This window comes from Streptomyces sp. NPDC101234 (assembly GCF_044767525.1).
In the GTDB taxonomy this organism is placed as follows: Bacteria; Actinomycetota; Actinomycetes; order Streptomycetales; family Streptomycetaceae; genus Streptomyces; species Streptomyces sasae.
The window spans coordinates 306,357-322,129 of record NZ_JBIWOA010000001.1; the positions used below are offsets into that span (position 1 = coordinate 306,357).

Consider the following 15,773-nt stretch of genomic DNA (forward strand, 5'->3'; position numbering starts at 1 on the left):
TTAGGGAAGGCCGACACGGCACTTCGACCCGTCCCCAATGGTGAGCTTGCCCACACGGAGCGTGATGCGAGGCTCGCCCTACCCGTGAAATCCCTTGTCGCACCGAGGTACGCAGGACTCCTCCGGGAAACCCTAGCCCCGTGATGTGCTCAAGGTCTCTGTGAGAGCGTGCCGCGCCCCACAACGTTTCTTTGTCGAGTCCCTACGAATGGCCCAACGAATCTTTGCTGCCGCCCGAACCCTTGTCCCCCGCTTTACCCGTTAGTAGCGTTCGCGATGTCTTGAACGAACTTCAAGTAACACCGGCTCGGTCGGGCCGGGGAACGAAGGCGGGTGGGGACCGGTGGTGCGCAGACCGGTGGCGTGGGTCGTGGCGGTCGTACTCTTCGTCGAGGCACTCGGCATTGCGGCGCTCAACTGGTTCACGGGAGAGGTCGTCAGCCGGCAGAACATGTCGATGGCCGGCCTCGACCCGGAAAAGATGTCGATGTCCGCGAAGATCGGCGGTGTGGTCTTCGGCCTCTACTTCGCGCTCTGCGCCCTGGTGGCCCTGCTGGTCGCCATACGCAACCGCGCGCCCGCCGGCCTCGGCCGGGTCCTGCTGATCAGCGTCGCGGTCGTCCACGGCCTGCTGGGCGCCCTGGTGTGGGGCCTGGTCGGCACGCAGGCGTTCCTGTTCATGGTGGTCGTCCTCGCGCTCGTCGTCCTGCTGCTGATGACGTACGACCGCGCGGACGAGGCCGGCGCCGGGGCGGACGCCGACGGGGGCCAGGACGGCGGCGAGGGCGGCCTCGGGGCCGGTCCGGGTCCGCAGGACGGCCCCGGACCGGAAGCGGAACCGGAGCCGGTGACGAAGGACGCGCCGGTCCCCGGACCGCTCACTCCGCCGGCGCCCACAACTCCGTGATGCCGACGCCGAGCTCCGCGAGCAGCCGGCGGACCAGGGGCAGGCTGATGCCGATCACGTTGCCGTGGTCGCCGTCGATGCCGTCGATGAACGGCGCGCTGCGGCCGTCCAGCGTGAACGCACCCGCCACGTAGAGGGGTTCGCCCGAGGCGACGTACGCGGCGATCTCCTCGTCGGTGGGCTCGCCGAACCGTACGACGGTGGATGCGGTCGCCGAGGCGTGCCGGTTGGTCACCGTGTCCCAGACGCAGTGCCCGGTCTGCAGGGTGCCGGCCCGGCCGCGCATCGACTTCCAGCGGGCGGTGGCCTCCTCGGCGTCCGCGGGCTTGCCGAGGGCCTGGCCGTCGAGGTCCAGCACGGAGTCGCAGCCGATCACGATGGCGCCGTGCACGTCCGGACGGGCGGCGACGACGGAGGCCTTGGCCTCGGCGAGGGCGAGGGCCAGGTCGGCCGGGGTGGGGGCGGTGACGGCGTCCTCGTCGACACCGCTGACGATCACCTCGGGGGCGAGGCCTGCCTGGCGCAGGAGGTTCAGCCGGGCGGGGGACTGGGAGGCGAGGACGAGTCTGCGCATGGCGTCAGCGTATCGGTGCGGGCCGACCGGGGGACTCTCATCGCACGCCGAGCACGATCATCAGCAGGAGCATGACCAGGGCCAGGAAGACGCCGAGCCGCCGGAGGGTGTTCTGCATGTCCTGCAGGTCCTTCGGCGGCTCGTCTTCGGGGTCCGACCACAGCATGTCACCAGCGTGCGGCTGGGCCGGGGGCGGCGCCTGAGTAGGGGTACTCAAATCGGTGGGCGGGGTTCCTCTTCAGTGCGCGGTTCCCCGCTCCCCTGATGAGGTCTAGCTCGGCCAGTAAGAGCGGGTCCAGGCGCTCTGGCCCGGCTGCGGTAGCCGGTGCTGGGCGATGCGGGCCGGGTCGGACCATGCGTCCTTCGTGCCCGGGGCCTGGTCGGGGACGGCCGCCGCCATGGCCGCCGCCCTCGCCCTCACCACCGCCAGTGCGGCGGCCAGCTCCTCCGGGGTGGGGTTGCCCCGTACGACTTTGATCGTCACAGCGGCTCCTTACAGGGGGATGTTGCCGTGCTTCTTCGGGGGCAGGGACTCGCGCTTGGTGCGCAGCTGGCGCAGGCCCCGTACGACATGGCGGCGGGTGTCGGACGGCATGATCACCGCGTCGACGTAGCCGCGCTCGGCCGCCGTGTAGGGGTTGAGGAGGGTGTCCTCGTACTCCCGGATCAGGCGGGCGCGGACGGCCTCGGCGTCCTCGCCGTTCGCCGCCGCCTCGGCGATCGTGCGGCGGTGCAGGATGTTGACCGCGCCCTGGGCGCCCATGACGGCGATCTGGGCGGTCGGCCAGGCGAGGTTGAGGTCGGCGCCCAGGTGCTTGGAGCCCATGACGTCGTAGGCGCCGCCGAAGGCCTTGCGGGTGATGACGGTGATCAGGGGGACCGTCGCCTCGGCGTAGGCGTAGATCAGCTTGGCGCCGCGGCGGATGATGCCGTCGTGTTCCTGGTCGACGCCGGGCAGGAAGCCCGGGACGTCGACGAAGGTGAGGACCGGGACGTTGAAGGCGTCGCAGGTGCGGACGAAGCGGGCCGCCTTCTCGCTGGCCTTGATGTCCAGGCAGCCGGCGAACTGCATCGGCTGGTTGGCGACGATGCCGACCGGGTGGCCCTCGACACGGCCGAAGCCGGTGACGATGTTCGGGGCGAACAGGGCCTGCGTCTCGAAGAACTCGGCGTCGTCCAGCACGTGTTCGATCACCGTGTGGATGTCGTACGGCTGGTTCGCGCTGTCCGGGACGAGCGTGTCCAGCTCCAGGTCCTCGGCGGTGACCGCGAGGTCGGCCTCCTCGGGGAAGACCGGGGCCTCGGAGAGGTTGTTGGACGGCAGGTAGGACAGCAGCTGCTTGATGTACTCGACGGCGTCCTTCTCGTCGCCGGCCATGTGGTGGGCCACGCCGGAGACCGAGTTGTGGGTGCGGGCGCCGCCGAGCTCCTCGAAGCCGACGTCCTCACCGGTGACCGTCTTGATGACGTCCGGGCCGGTGATGAACATGTGGGACGTCTGGTCGACCATGACCGTGAAGTCCGTGATGGCGGGGGAGTAGACCGCGCCGCCGGCGCAGGGCCCGACGACCAGGCTGATCTGCGGGATCACACCGCTCGCGTGGGTGTTGCGGCGGAAGATCTCGCCGTAGGCGCCCAGCGAGGCGACGCCCTCCTGGATCCGGGCGCCGCCGGAGTCGTTGATCCCGATGACCGGGCAGCCGGTCTTCAGGGCGAAGTCCATCACCTTGACGATCTTCTGGCCGTAGACCTCGCCGAGGGCGCCGCCGAAGACGGTGAAGTCCTGGGAGAAGACGGCGACGGGCCGGCCGTCGACGGTGCCGTAGCCGGTGACGACGCCGTCGCCGTACGGCCGGTTCTTCTCCAGGCCGAAGTTGGTGGAGCGGTGCTGGGCGAACTCGTCCAGCTCGACGAAGGAACCCTCGTCGAGGAGCAGCTCGATCCGTTCACGGGCCGTCAGTTTGCCCTTGGCGTGCTGCTTTTCGACCGCGCGCTCCGAACCGGCGTGTGTCGCTTCATGGACACGGCGCTGGAGATCCGCGAGCTTCCCCGCGGTCGTGTGAATGTCGATCTCTTCCGGCTCGGACATCGGGATGCGGCTCCCTGCCTGCTCAAAAGGGGGGACGGTTACTCATTCGTAGAGTAGTGGCGTGCCTACCAAACGGCGGTGCGGCGTACAACACACCTAGGGTGGCTTGCATGACGCCGCGAGATGCAGCAGACGACAACAACAATCGTTGGTCCGACCTGGACCGTCCACCACTCAGTGCCACGGCGCTGAGCAGGGCCGTGGTGCGGGAGGGCGGGCTGTGGAGCGATGTGGAGGTCGTCCAGCGCATCGGCTCCACCAACAGCGAGCTGGTCTCCCGGGCGGCGGCGGGCAAGGCCGTGGAGGGCGCGGTGCTGGTCGCCGAGGAGCAGACGGCCGGGCGGGGCCGTCTGGACCGGCAGTGGTCGGCGCCGGCGCGCTCGGGCCTGTTCTTCTCGGTGCTGCTGAAGCCGGCCGAGGTCCCGGTGGCCCGCTGGGGGTGGCTGCCGCTGCTCACCGGCGTGGCGGTGGCGACGGGCCTGGCGCGGGCGGCGGGCATCGACACGGCACTCAAGTGGCCGAACGACCTCCTGGTCACCGTCGGTGACGAGGAGCGGAAGGCCGGGGGCATCCTGGCGGAGCGGGCCGGGGAGGACACGGTGGTGGTCGGCGTGGGCATCAACGTCACGCTCCGCGCGGAGGAGCTGCCGGTACCGCAGGCGGGGTCGCTGGCGCTGGCGGGGGCGGTGAACACGGACCGGGATCCGCTGCTGCGGGCGGTCCTGCGGTCGTTGGAGGACTGGTACGGGCGCTGGCGCGCGGCGGGCGGCGACCCGGCGCGCAGCGGACTCCAGGAGACGTACGCGGCGGGCTGCTCGACGCTGGGGCGCACGGTACGCGCCGAGCTGCCGGGGGACCGTTCGCTGGTGGGCGAGGCGGTGGCGATCGACGGCGACGGACGCCTGGTCCTGGCCACCGCGGACGGCGTCCAGGAACCGGTGGGAGCAGGCGACATCGTCCACTTGCGACCTGCGTAAGGGCAGCGCGCCCCGCAAGGGGCGCGGGGCTTTATCGATGTGCGGCTCCGCCGCGTGGGCGCGACCAGCCCCCGCTCACCCGCAGCCGGAATGCAAGGCGATCCCTGTGGGGGTCTGGGGGCGGCAGCCCCCAGTGCACGCCCACCGCAACACCGCCCCGCACTCACCACCCCGCAACCCCTGATGTCGGCTTACCTCACGAAGTGAGCTACCGCACACCTGCCGTAGAGTTGAGGCCGGTCGGTATGCGACCGCGGTAGATCGGAAGGGCAGCACGCGTGACCGTCGACGACACGGGCTCCGGCGAGGGCGCGGACGCCGCCGACTCCGGCGAGGACCCCCTCGCGCTGCGCCTCGAAGGCCTGATCCTCGGAGCCGAGCGTCGCTACACCCCGTTCCAGGCGGCCCGCAGCGCCGGTGTCTCGATGGAGCTGGCGTCGAGGTTCTGGCGCGCGATGGGCTTCGCCGACATCGGGCAGGCCAAGGCGCTGACGGAGGCCGACGTGCTGGCCCTGCGCCGGCTCGCCGGTCTCGTCGAGGCGGGGCTGCTCAGCGAGGCCATGGCCGTGCAGGTGGCGCGGTCGACCGGGCAGACCACCGCCCGTTTGGCGGAGTGGCAGATCGACTCCTTCCTGGAGGGTCTGACCGAGCCCCCGGAGCCGGGCATGACCCGTACCGAGGTCACGTACCCCATCGTCGAACTGCTGCTCCCCGAACTGGAGGAGTTCCTCGTCTACGTCTGGCGCCGCCAGCTCGCCGCCTCGGCGGGCCGGGTCGTACAGGCCGCCGACGACGAGGAGATGGTCGACCGGCGGCTGGCCGTCGGCTTCGCCGACCTCGTCGGGTTCACCCGGCTGACCCGCCGGATGGAGGAGGAGGAGCTCGGCGAACTGGTCGAGGCCTTCGAGACCACCGCCGCCGACCTGGTGGCGGCCCGCGGCGGCCGGCTCATCAAGACCCTCGGCGACGAGGTGCTGTACGCCGCCGACGACGCGGGCATCGCCGCCGACATCGCGCTGCGCCTCGTCGAGACCATGGCACATGACGAGACGATGCCGGAGCTGCGCGTCGGCATGGCCTTCGGGACCGTGACCACCCGAATGGGCGATGTCTTCGGTACGACCGTGAACCTCGCCTCCCGCCTCACCTCCATAGCCCCCCGCGACGCCGTCCTGGTGGACAGCGCGTTCGCGGAGGAACTGATCCGGGTGGGCGAGGCCCCGGCGTCGGAGGCGGCCGCCGCGGAGGAGGCGGCGACCGCCGAGAAGGAGGGCGAGGAGCCTCCGACGTACCGCTTCGCACTCCAGCCGATGTGGCAGCGCCCGGTCCGCGGCCTGGGCGTGGTGGAGCCGTGGCTGCTCACCCGCCGGGACGACCCGCCGGCCCCCTGATCCTCCCGGCCGGCGGCACCGCTCTGCCGGATCAGTCCCCCAGGAACCACAGGTAGAGATGCGATGTGCCCTCCACCTGCAGGCAGAGCGCTTCGATCTCCGCTGCCGTGTCCTGTCCCAGGAGCTCACGCACCGACCGGTCGGCGAGCTCCTGCCGAAGCCTCACGATCTGCCGCGAGTTGAACATCGTGTCCGCGTACGGCAGCAGGCTCCCCAGGAAGGGAAACCTGTCGGCGTCCACGTGCTGCAGTGTGTTCATCCAGTCCAGTCGGGACGAACCGTGCGCCACCATGTCGCCGGTTTCCCTGCGTACCTGAAAGCTGATCACCAGACACCTCGTCGCTCCGGGGGCCGTGCCATGTTGGCCGTGGTGGATGGACACGAGGTGAACGCGGGCCGCTCACCCGCCCCGACGGGGAGTCGTGGCCGCGAGCGGGTCCACGCACAGGCCGACGATCGGCAGGCAGACGCCCACGCCGGGCTGGTGTGCGCCGGCGGTCGAGGTCGGGCCGGGAGTGGACGCGGGGGTGCCGGTGGCCTGTGGTGCAGGTGGAGGGCTCGTCGGTCGTGCCGGGGCCGTCGGGATGGTCGTGGGGACCGTGGCAGGGCCGGGCGGCGCGGTCGATGAGGACGACGGCGACCCGGACGGCGCGGCGGCCGCCGTGGTCGTCGGTGTCGCGCTCGTGCCGCCCATGACGTCGGCCCCGGAGGGGGTCGCCCTGAGGACCGTGCCGACGCTGACGGCCGTGTTCGCGGACCGGTCCGGCGTCGCGTCGGCGGTCGGATCCAGCCGTGGCTCGGCCTCCGCCGTGCCGGGTGCGCCGGTACCGCCCTCCGGGACCAGGTGTACGAGGCTCAGCGCGCCGGCCGCCAGCGCGAGCCCTCCGGCGGCGAACAGCACCTTGCGCGGCCGGGGCTTGCGGTGCCGTCCTCGGCGACCGGCCGACGGAGTTCCTGTCATGACATCCCCTCCTCGCTGCGCGCCCCCGATGCGCCGCGGCGAGCGCACGTTATGCGCTCCTGTGGGGCGTGCGCCGGGAGTCTCCCGGGATGTCACCCGAACGAGGGTGTTCGAGACTGGCCGAGGGCCTTTTCCCGGGCCTGCCCAGGCTGCGATGATCGGGCGGTTAACAGGCGTTAACTCGTTGGCGAGTCGAGCGGAGGGTGTCATGAGCGAGGAGAGGTACGGGGAGTTCGTGCTGGTACGGCGGCACGGTCACGTCGTGGAGCTCGTACTGGACCGGCCCAAGGCCATGAACGCGGTGTCGGCGGAGATGGTCCGCTCCATCGTGGCCGCGTGTACCGCGCTGGGCGCCGACCGGGACGCACGGGTGGTGGTGCTGACCTCGTCGCACGAGCGGGCGTTCTGTGTCGGCGCCGACCTGAAGGAGCGCAACTCGCTCACCGACGCGGAGCTGCACCGGGCGCGGCCGCTGTCGCGCGGGGCGTACACCGGTGTGCTGGAGCTGCCGATGCCGACGATCGCCGCCGTGCACGGCTACGCGCTCGGCGGGGGCTTCGAACTGGCGCTGTCATGCGATGTGATCGTGGCCGACGGTACGGCGGTGGTGGGCCTGCCGGAGGTGTCGGTGGGGGTGATCCCGGGCGGCGGCGGTACGCAGTTGCTGCCCCGCAGGGTCGGGGCGGCCCGGGCGGCCGAGCTGATCTTCTCGGCGCGGCGGGTGGAGGCGGCGGAGGCGCACGAGCTGGGCCTGGTCGACGAGCTGGTGGCGGCGGGGCAGGACCGCGAGGCCGCCCTGGCGCTGGCGGAACGCATGGCCGCGAACTCGCCGGTGGGGCTGCGGGCGGCGAAGCGCGCGCTGCGGCTGGGCCATGGGCTGGATCTCCGGGCGGGCCTGGAGATCGAGGACGCGGCCTGGCGCACGGTGGCCTTCTCCGGCGACCGCACGGAGGGAGTCGCAGCCTTCAACGAGAAGCGCAAGCCGGAGTGGCCGGGGGAGTGAAGCGCCCCGTGAGGGGCGCGGGGCTATATCGATATGCGGCTCCGCCGCGCGGGCGCGAGCAACCCCCACCGGCCCGCAGTCCGCGACGAGACGATCGGTCGCAACACCTGTTCGCCGCACCAACGTCCCGAATGAGCCAAATCATCCCTAACCTGGAGTAATGGGCGATGACCACCGGCTCGCCGCCGTCGTAGCGCTGGCGCAGGGCATGGCCGCGGCGCACACCCCACGTGAGTGCTGGCACGCCGCCGCGGCCGGCGCCTGCCGCGCGCTGGACGGCAGCTTCGCCGCGCTCTCCGTCTGGGAGCGCGAACTCGGCCGGCTGCGGGTCCTCGTGAACGTCGGGGAGCGCGCCCCGGGCGAGGAGGAGTTCCCCGAGGCCGAGGCCTATCCGGTGCACCAGTTCCCGGAGATCACCGAGTTCCTCCACGAACGCTGGGCGGGCGGCGGCGGCCCCAACGCCTGGGTCGAGACGGCGGAGGGTCCCGCCGCCGGCCGCCCCGGTTACTCCCACCAGCGTGTCGCCGCCCTGCGCCGCAGGGGCCGCGGCTGCTGCCTGGTCGCCCCGATCGTGCTGCACGGCAGGGCCTGGGGCGAGCTGTATGTGGCCCGCCCCGTCCACGCCCCCGTCTTCGGCCGCGCCGACGCCGACTTCGCCACCGTCCTGGCCTCCGTCGTCGCCGCCGGGATCGCACAGACCGAGCGCCTGGAGGAGGCCCGCAGGCTCGCGTACACCGACGCGCTGACCGGGCTCGCCAACCGCCGTGCCGTCGACGCGGGCCTCGACGAGGCGATCGACCGGTATCGCACGGAGGGGGCCGTGGTCAGTCTCGTCGTCTGCGACCTCAACGGGCTGAAGAAGGTGAACGACACCCGCGGGCACGCCGTCGGCGACCGGCTCCTCGAACGCTTCGGCTCGGTGCTGTCCCTGTGCGGGGCGATGCTCCCGGGCACCCTCGCCGCGCGGCTCGGCGGGGACGAGTTCTGTCTGCTGGCGGTCGGCCCGCAGGCCGACGACGTGGTCAAGGCGGCCGACGAACTCTGCCGCCGGGCCGGGGAGTTGGAGCTGGGGGAGGGGGTGGCCTGCGGGATCGCCTCGACCGCGGACCCGATCGGTCCGGTGCGCTCCGCCCGCCGTCTGTTCCGGCTCGCCGACGCGGCCCAGTACCGGGCCAAGGCCCTGCGTGCGGACCGGCCGGTGGTGGCCGGGCGGGAGGGGCCGGACGACCCGGTCCTGCGACTGGCCGACGCGCCTCCGCCGGAACGGGCCGAGCGGCGCAGCTTCCGCGGACGCCGGGGACTGTGACGTACAAGTAAGGGGCAACCCTGTACCCCACTAGTGACAGCGCCCGCATTCAATGCGTACGCTCCTGAATATGGATATGCACACTGTGGTGGTGGGGACGTCCGGTGTCACCGCGTCCGACGTTCTCGCCGTGGCGCGCGGCGGCGCCCGGATCGAACTGTCGGCGGAGGCGGTCGCGGCGCTCGCGGCGGCCCGGGAGATCGTGGACGCGCTGGCGGCCAAGCCGGAGCCGGTCTACGGCGTCAGCACCGGCTTCGGTGCCCTCGCGACCCGGCACATCAGCCAGGAGCTCCGGGCCCAGCTGCAGCGCAACATCGTCCGCTCGCACGCCGCCGGCATGGGACCGCGGGTCGAGCGCGAGGTCGTACGGGCGCTGATGTTCCTGCGGCTGAAGACCGTCTGCTCCGGACACACCGGTGTGCGTCCCGAGGTCGCCCAGACCATGGCCGACGTACTGAACGCCGGTATCACCCCGGTCGTGCACGAGTACGGCTCCCTCGGCTGCTCCGGCGACCTGGCCCCGCTCTCCCACTGCGCCCTCACGCTGATGGGCGAAGGGGAGGCCGAGGGTCCGGACGGGGTCGTCCGGCCCGCCGGTGAGCTGCTCGCCGAGCACGGGATCGCGCCCGTCGAACTGCGCGAGAAGGAGGGGCTCGCGCTCCTCAACGGCACCGACGGCATGCTCGGCATGCTGGTCATGGCCCTCGCCGACCTCGACATGCTCTACAAGTCGGCCGACGTCACCGCCGCGTTGAGCCTGGAGGCGCTGCTCGGCACGGACAAGGTGCTCGCGCCCGAGCTGCACGCGATCCGGCCGCACCCCGGGCAGGGCGACAGCGCCGCCAACATGCTCGCCGTGGTCAAGGGGTCCCAGCTCACCGGGCACCACCAGGACGACGCGCCGCGCGTCCAGGACGCGTACTCGGTGCGGTGTGCTCCGCAGGTCGCCGGGGCGGGCCGGGACACCCTCGCCCATGCCCGGCTGGTGGCCGAGCGGGAGCTGGCGTCCGCCGTCGACAACCCCGTGGTGCTGCCCGACGGGCGGGTCGAGTCCAACGGCAACTTCCACGGGGCGCCGGTCGCCTACGTCCTCGACTTCCTCGCCATCGCCGTGGCCGACCTCGGGTCCATCGCCGAGCGGCGGACCGACCGGCTGCTGGACAAGAACCGCAGCCACGGGCTGCCGCCGTTCCTCGCCGACGACGCGGGCGTCGACTCCGGGCTGATGATCGCCCAGTACACGCAGGCGGCGCTGGTCAGTGAGTTGAAGCGGCTCGCCGTTCCGGCGTCGGCCGACTCGATCCCGTCCTCCGCGATGCAGGAGGACCATGTGTCCATGGGCTGGTCGGCCGCACGCAAGCTGCGGACGGCCGTGGGCGATCTGACGCGGATCATCGCGGTCGAGCTGTACGCGGCGACCCGGGCGATCGAGCTGCGGGAAGGGCTGACGCCGGCGCCGGCGTCCCGGGCCGTGATCGAGGCGGTGCGCTCCGCGGGGGTGCAGGGTGTCGGGCCGGACCGGTACCTGGCGCCGGACCTTGCTGCGGCGGAGGAGTTCGTGCGGGGCGGGGCGGTTGTCGTGGCGGCGGAGACGGTGACCGGGCCGTTGCGGTAGTTCGTCGGGTGCGGGTGCGTGGGGGCTGGTCGCGCAGTTCCCCGCGCCCCCAAGGGGCGCTCCTCTGCAGCGCCCCTTCGCCGGAGCGCTCAGCCCAGCTTCGCCGACTGGGCCCTGATCACCGCTGTCGGTATCCTGTACGTCTTGCCCGCCATCATCGCGCCGATGTTCATCGTGAAGTACGTCGCGAGCGTGGGGCCGTGGCGGACCACCTCCGCGTGCAGCGGGGCCTTGTCGCCGTCCATGTCGGTGATCGCCGTGAAGGCCACCGACCCGTCGCCCGCGCCCGACGGCTTCACCGCCGTCACCTTCGTGATCTTCTGCTCGTCACCGGACGCGCCGCCCGTGAAGCCGGTCGCGCAGGACCGGAGCGCGGCGGAGACCGCCTTCAGGGCGTCCTCCGCGCCCTTGCCGTCGTACGAGGACAGGTCCACGGACGTGACGTCCAGGTCCATCGACTCCTTGAGCGCGCTCTCGAACCTGCCGTCGGCCAGGTCGTCCATGGACGTCGCGTCGTCGGTCGGGTCCTTCTTGTCCTCCCGCACCGTGCGGCCGATCTCCGCGGCCGGGGCGGCCGGTGCGAGGCCGGTGAGGACGTAGGCCAGCGGGCGGCACTTCTCGTCGCTGGACCTGATCTTGTTCCTGGTCGGCGCGGCCTCGCCGATCGCGTTCACCTTGTAGCCGTCCACCTCGCCCTGCGCGAGGATCCGCTGCTTCAACTCCGCGGCGCTCAGCGCCCGCACGGAGGACGAGCCGGACGGTTCCTTCGAACTCCCCTCGGAGCAGCCCGTGATGATGGCGAGGGACAGTGCGCCGCCGACCGCGAGGGCGCAGGTCCGCATGCCCGGTGATCTCTTCATGGGAGGACTGTGGGTCCCAGGTCAAAGATCGGTCAAGTAATTTAGAATTCCAGCCGTTCACGGCGGACCGAATAGACCACGAAGCCCGCGCCGACGGCGAGGAACAGGGTGCCGCCGACGACGTACGGCGTGGTGTCCGGGCTGCCGGTGTCGGCGAGGCGGGTGGCGTCCCCGGTCGCCTCGGTGGTGGCCACGGACAGCGCCCTGGCCTGCTGGGTGACCTGTGTCGCCGTACTCTCCGTACTTTCCGACGCGCCGGTTCTCGCCGGGGCGTCCTGCGACGCGTTGGCGGACGGAACGAACCACAGTGCGCACAGGAGCGTGCCTGCGGCGGTGGCGGTCAGCAACGGGCGGCGAGCGGATGACACGGAATATCGATCCCCTTGTGACGCTGGCGAATTGGCCGTGTGGGCAGATGTTAGTGAAAATCGCGGGTCACGGGAAAGTCACGGGAGGTTTCGGTCGTACGCTCCGGGCATGAGCACTCCAGAGACATCACGTTTTGTACGGCTTCGGGTGGAGCTGGTCGTCGAAGTCGAGGACGTCGACGCGGTCACCAAGGCCGCACTGCGCAGGATCGCGGACGATCCCGAGCTGCCCGACGAGGAGCGGACGCACGCCGAGGCGGCTGTGACGGAAGACACCGCCGAGGCCCTCGCCTATCTCGTCGATCCGTTCGACCTGGTAGGTGAGGTGCCCGGCGTCGAGCTCCAGCAGGCCTCCTGGTCCAGCGAGCGCATTTCCTACGATCCGGATTCGCCGGACTGGGATCTCGACGAGGATGATGGCGAGGACGACGAAGAAGAAGAGGGCGGCATCGGCTGAGCGTCCCGGGGAACCTGTGACCCCGGACGGCAACCGCCGTCCGGGGTTTCGTCGTCTCAGGGGGCGCACGGACCGGCCCCGCCCGCCCCTCCCGTACCGGCCGCCCCGGCGGACGTGGTGTGCCCCACACATCCGGCGAATGTGGAACGGGGCGAAGCGGCCGTAGCGTTGAAGGTTCTTGACGGGGACTCCCGGTGTGTTCGCGGACTCGGCAGCGATGGAGAAGCGTGTGATGACGGACAGTAAGCGGCGCAAGGGCCTGATGGCCGCGTCCGCACTGCTCGGCGGTGTACTGGTGCTCACGGCGTGTTCCGGCGGCGACGGCAAGTCGTCCTCCGGCAGCGGCGGTGACAGCTCGCAGTCCCAGGCGGACGCGGCCGCGGCCAAGAAGTCGTCCAAGGCCGACATCACCATCACCCCCAAGGACGGCTCCGACAGCGCGTCGATCAACAACTCGGCCGCCGTCACCGTCAGCAAGGGCACGCTCACCGGCGTGACCATGACCACCGCCACCGGTACCGCGGTCGCCGGCACCCTGTCCGCCGACAAGACGAGCTGGAAGCCCAACGCCCAGCTGGAGCGGTCCACCACCTACAAGGTCGCCGCCGAGGCCAAGGACTCCGCCGGCCTGGTCGCGCACGAGAACGCCACCTTCACCACGGTCTCCCCGTCCAACAGCTTCATAGGCACCTTCACCCCCGAGGACGGCTCGACCGTCGGCGTCGGTATGCCCGTGTCGATCAACTTCGACAAGCAGATCACCAACAAGGCCGCCGTCCAGAAGGGCGTCACGGTCACCTCCAGCAGCGGCCAGGAGGTCGCCTGCCACTGGTTCTCCACCCAGCGCATGGACTGCCGTCCCGAGACCTACTGGAAGGAGAACTCCACCGTCACGCTGAAGCTCGCGCTCGACGGTGTCGAGGGCGCCTCCGGTGTCTACGGCGTCCAGCAGAAGACGGTCACCTTCCACATCGGCCGCAACCAGATCTCCTACGTCGACGCCAAGACCAAGGAGATGCGGGTCACCGAAGACGGCAAGACCGTCAAGACCATCCCGATCTCGGCCGGCTCGCCGGAGCACACCACGTACGAAGGCATCATGGTGATGTCCGAGAAGTACAAGCAGACGCGGATGAACGGCACGACCGTCGGCTTCACCGACAACGACGGCAAGGCCGAGTACGACATCAAGGACGTACCGCACGCCATCCGCCTCACCAGCTCCGGCACCTTCCTGCACGGCAACTACTGGGGCGCCAAGTCCATCTTCGGCTCCGTGAACACCAGCCACGGCTGCGTGGGCCTGTCCGACACCAAGGGTGCCAACGACACCACCACGCCCGCCTACTGGATGTACACCCACTCGATCGTCGGTGACGTCGTGGTCATCTCCAACACCGGCGACAAGACCGTGGCCCCCGACAACGGCCTCAACGGCTGGAACATGAACTGGACCCAGTGGAAGGCCGGTTCGGCCGTCTGAGCCGGTCCGGCCGCGCCTGACGCACAGCCACCACACAGCTCACCGGTGCCGCCCCCAGGGGCGGCACCGGCATTTCTGGGGTCCACCACAGCCTTCTCATGCTTCTCTCATTTCGGCCTTATCGAGCCATCACGGTGCGTCCCTAACTTGCGGTCATGTTCTTCACCTACCTGAGGCGCGAACTGCGCCGCCGCAGAAAGGCGGCTCTCGTCGTCGCCTCCGGCCTCGCGCTGGGCATCGCACTGGTCATCGTGGTCAACTCCGTGTCCAACGGCATGGGGAAGGCGCAGGACAAGGTCCTCCAGTCGCTGTACGGCCTGGGTACGGACATGACGGTCACCAAGGCCGCGTCGGCGACCACGAGTGACGCGCAGCGTCCGCGATTCAACTTCGACGCGCAGAACAACGGCTCGTCGAAGACACAGAGCAGTGACCGGGTCATGGTGCAGGGGTTCACCACCCTCGCCTCCTCGACCGTCACCAAGGTCTCCGACCAGAAGGGCGTCTCGACCGCGGTCGGCGGACTGAGCCTCAACGTGGTCAAGATCAGCGGCCAGTTCACCCGGGGTCAGTTCCAGCAGAACCAGAACTCGGGCGGCACCGGCCAGGGCGGCGAACGCGGCGGCAACGGCGGCGGCACCGGCGCGCCGCAGGGTCAGGTCCAGGGCGGCGGCGCCAACTTCGACGTCAACAGCTACAGCGTCTTCGGCACCGACGTCAGCAACGCCGACCTCGGCCCGCTGACCTCCTCGAAGATCACCAGCGGCCGTACCTTCAAGTCGTCCGAGACGGACGCCAAGGTCCTGGTCGTCGACTCGGCCTACGCCAAGCAGAAGAAGTACAAGGTCGGCTCCACGGTCACCATCAAGAGCGTCAAGTTCACGGTGATCGGCGTCGCCACCGCCAACTCCGGTGACTCCGCGGCCAACCTGTACATCCCGCTGCAGCAGGCGCAGACGCTGGCCAGCGAGAAGAACAAGGTCACCACGATCTACGTCAAGGCGACCGACTCCAAGCAGATCGACACCGTCAAGAGCGCGATCCAGAAGAACGTCTCGGGTACGACGGTCACCACCTCCGCCGACCTCGCCAAGACCGTCTCCGGCTCCCTCTCCACCGCCTCCAGCCTCGCCACCAACGTCGGCAAGTGGCTGTCCATCGCGGTGCTGGTGGCCGCGTTCCTGGTCGCCGGTCTGCTCACCTCCTCGGCGGTCTCCCGGCGCGTCCGTGAGTTCGGCACGCTGAAGGCGCTGGGCTGGAAGTCCGGCCGGGTCACCCGGCAGGTCATCGGCGAGGCCATGGTCAACGGCCTGGTCGGCGGCGCGCTCGGCATCGCGCTCGGTCTGGCGGGCGCGTACGTCGTCACCGAGATCAGCCCCACCCTGCAGGCCTCCCTCGGCAGCAGCGGCGGCGGCAACACGGGTGGCGGCCCCGGCGGCGGTGGCGGCTTCGGCGGTGGCGGCGGCGGTGGCTTCGGCCCCGGCCGGCAGGCCGCGAAGACCCTGGAGGTCGCCCTGACGGCCCCGGTCAGCGTGACGACGATCGTCCTCGCGGTGGGCCTGGCAGTGGCCGGCGGCCTGATCGCGGGCGCGTTCGGCGGCTGGCGCGCGTCCCGGCTCCGCCCGGCGGACGCGTTGCGGCGCGTGGAGTAGCCGCCGTTGGGTGTGGCTGGGGTGGGGGTTTCGCTCGCCCGCGCTTGCGGGGTGCCTCCCCCACTCTCGACTTCGCTCGAGCGGGGGACCCCCATCGCCCACCCGTGCCGCCCTGCGGCACGCCTGCCCA

Annotated in this window: 17 protein-coding genes; 9 read left to right on the plus strand and 8 right to left on the minus strand. The window is 70.9% G+C overall.

Annotated elements, in window-relative coordinates:
- The first annotated feature begins 343 nt into the window (after positions 1-343).
- Positions 344-907 carry a hypothetical protein gene (locus ACIRR9_RS01470; RefSeq protein ID WP_403746358.1) on the plus strand — a complete coding sequence of 188 codons (564 nt, stop codon included), beginning with the start codon at positions 344-346 and terminating at the stop codon, positions 905-907.
- Here the strand turns inward: ACIRR9_RS01470 and ACIRR9_RS01475 are convergent.
- From ACIRR9_RS01475 to ACIRR9_RS01490, 4 genes are all read right to left on the minus strand, one after another.
- Positions 879-1,481: a Maf family protein gene (locus ACIRR9_RS01475; RefSeq protein WP_403746361.1), complete on the minus strand. Its 603-nt coding sequence runs from the start codon at positions 1,479-1,481 to the stop codon at positions 879-881. The two genes, ACIRR9_RS01470 and ACIRR9_RS01475, sit on opposite strands and share 29 nt — an antisense overlap.
- Before the next feature lie 37 nt (positions 1,482-1,518).
- A complete protein-coding gene (mmpB, locus tag ACIRR9_RS01480) occupies positions 1,519-1,647 on the minus strand; it encodes a morphogenic membrane protein MmpB (RefSeq protein ID WP_260327982.1) in 129 nt (42 codons plus the stop codon).
- Between the two features lie 105 nt (positions 1,648-1,752).
- The gene (locus tag ACIRR9_RS01485; protein WP_365340276.1) at positions 1,753-1,965 is read right to left on the minus strand and encodes an acyl-CoA carboxylase epsilon subunit; all 213 of its coding nucleotides are present in this window, start codon (positions 1,963-1,965) and stop codon (positions 1,753-1,755) included.
- Between the two features lie 9 nt (positions 1,966-1,974).
- On the minus strand, positions 1,975-3,570 hold the full coding sequence (locus ACIRR9_RS01490) for an acyl-CoA carboxylase subunit beta (RefSeq protein WP_403746365.1): 1,596 nt from the start codon (positions 3,568-3,570) through the stop codon (positions 1,975-1,977).
- A 110-nt stretch (positions 3,571-3,680) separates the two neighbouring features.
- Here ACIRR9_RS01490 and ACIRR9_RS01495 point away from each other — a divergent pair, with 110 nt between their 5' ends.
- A complete protein-coding gene (locus tag ACIRR9_RS01495) occupies positions 3,681-4,547 on the plus strand; it encodes a biotin--[acetyl-CoA-carboxylase] ligase (RefSeq protein WP_403746368.1) in 867 nt (288 codons plus the stop codon).
- A 278-nt stretch (positions 4,548-4,825) separates the two neighbouring features.
- Complete coding sequence (locus ACIRR9_RS01500; RefSeq protein ID WP_384576701.1) at positions 4,826-5,938, plus strand: adenylate/guanylate cyclase domain-containing protein; 1,113 nt, start codon at positions 4,826-4,828, stop codon at positions 5,936-5,938.
- Positions 5,939-5,969: 31 nt separating this feature from the next.
- On the opposite strand, the gene ACIRR9_RS01505 is transcribed toward ACIRR9_RS01500, so the two are convergent.
- Together ACIRR9_RS01505 and ACIRR9_RS01510 are read right to left on the minus strand one after the other, a co-directional pair.
- On the minus strand, positions 5,970-6,266 hold the full coding sequence (locus ACIRR9_RS01505) for a hypothetical protein (protein ID WP_403746370.1): 297 nt from the start codon (positions 6,264-6,266) through the stop codon (positions 5,970-5,972).
- A gap of 72 nt (positions 6,267-6,338) precedes the next feature.
- Positions 6,339-6,899, minus strand: a complete 561-nt coding sequence (locus tag ACIRR9_RS01510; protein ID WP_403746373.1) for a hypothetical protein — start codon at positions 6,897-6,899, stop codon at positions 6,339-6,341.
- 208 nt (positions 6,900-7,107) lie between these two features.
- Here ACIRR9_RS01510 and ACIRR9_RS01515 point away from each other — a divergent pair, with 208 nt between their 5' ends.
- The 3 genes from ACIRR9_RS01515 to hutH all read left to right on the plus strand — a co-directional run bounded on the left by ACIRR9_RS01515 (position 7,108) and on the right by hutH (position 10,823).
- Positions 7,108-7,902 (plus strand): enoyl-CoA hydratase/isomerase family protein, encoded by a 795-nt coding sequence (locus ACIRR9_RS01515; protein ID WP_403746376.1) that lies wholly within the window; start codon positions 7,108-7,110, stop codon positions 7,900-7,902.
- A 160-nt stretch (positions 7,903-8,062) separates the two neighbouring features.
- A complete protein-coding gene (locus ACIRR9_RS01520; protein ID WP_403746378.1) occupies positions 8,063-9,208 on the plus strand; it encodes a diguanylate cyclase domain-containing protein in 1,146 nt (381 codons plus the stop codon).
- A 76-nt stretch (positions 9,209-9,284) separates the two neighbouring features.
- Positions 9,285-10,823, plus strand: a complete 1,539-nt coding sequence (gene hutH, locus ACIRR9_RS01525) for a histidine ammonia-lyase (protein ID WP_403747021.1) — start codon at positions 9,285-9,287, stop codon at positions 10,821-10,823.
- An 89-nt stretch (positions 10,824-10,912) separates the two neighbouring features.
- Here hutH and ACIRR9_RS01530 read toward each other — a convergent pair whose 3' ends face one another.
- Together ACIRR9_RS01530 and ACIRR9_RS01535 are read right to left on the minus strand one after the other, a co-directional pair.
- Positions 10,913-11,683, minus strand: coding sequence for a hypothetical protein (locus ACIRR9_RS01530; protein WP_403746381.1), 771 nt, complete (start codon positions 11,681-11,683; stop codon positions 10,913-10,915).
- A gap of 41 nt (positions 11,684-11,724) precedes the next feature.
- A complete protein-coding gene (locus tag ACIRR9_RS01535) occupies positions 11,725-12,051 on the minus strand; it encodes an LAETG motif-containing sortase-dependent surface protein (RefSeq protein WP_365340259.1) in 327 nt (108 codons plus the stop codon).
- Positions 12,052-12,160: 109 nt separating this feature from the next.
- Here ACIRR9_RS01535 and ACIRR9_RS01540 point away from each other — a divergent pair, with 109 nt between their 5' ends.
- From ACIRR9_RS01540 to ACIRR9_RS01550, 3 genes are all read left to right on the plus strand, one after another.
- Positions 12,161-12,508, plus strand: a complete 348-nt coding sequence (locus ACIRR9_RS01540; RefSeq protein ID WP_365340258.1) for a hypothetical protein — start codon at positions 12,161-12,163, stop codon at positions 12,506-12,508.
- A 232-nt stretch (positions 12,509-12,740) separates the two neighbouring features.
- The gene (locus ACIRR9_RS01545) at positions 12,741-13,991 is read left to right on the plus strand and encodes an Ig-like domain-containing protein (RefSeq protein ID WP_403746385.1); all 1,251 of its coding nucleotides are present in this window, start codon (positions 12,741-12,743) and stop codon (positions 13,989-13,991) included.
- 155 nt (positions 13,992-14,146) lie between these two features.
- Positions 14,147-15,643: an ABC transporter permease gene (locus ACIRR9_RS01550; RefSeq protein WP_403746387.1), complete on the plus strand. Its 1,497-nt coding sequence runs from the start codon at positions 14,147-14,149 to the stop codon at positions 15,641-15,643.
- Positions 15,644-15,773 lie beyond the last annotated feature (130 nt).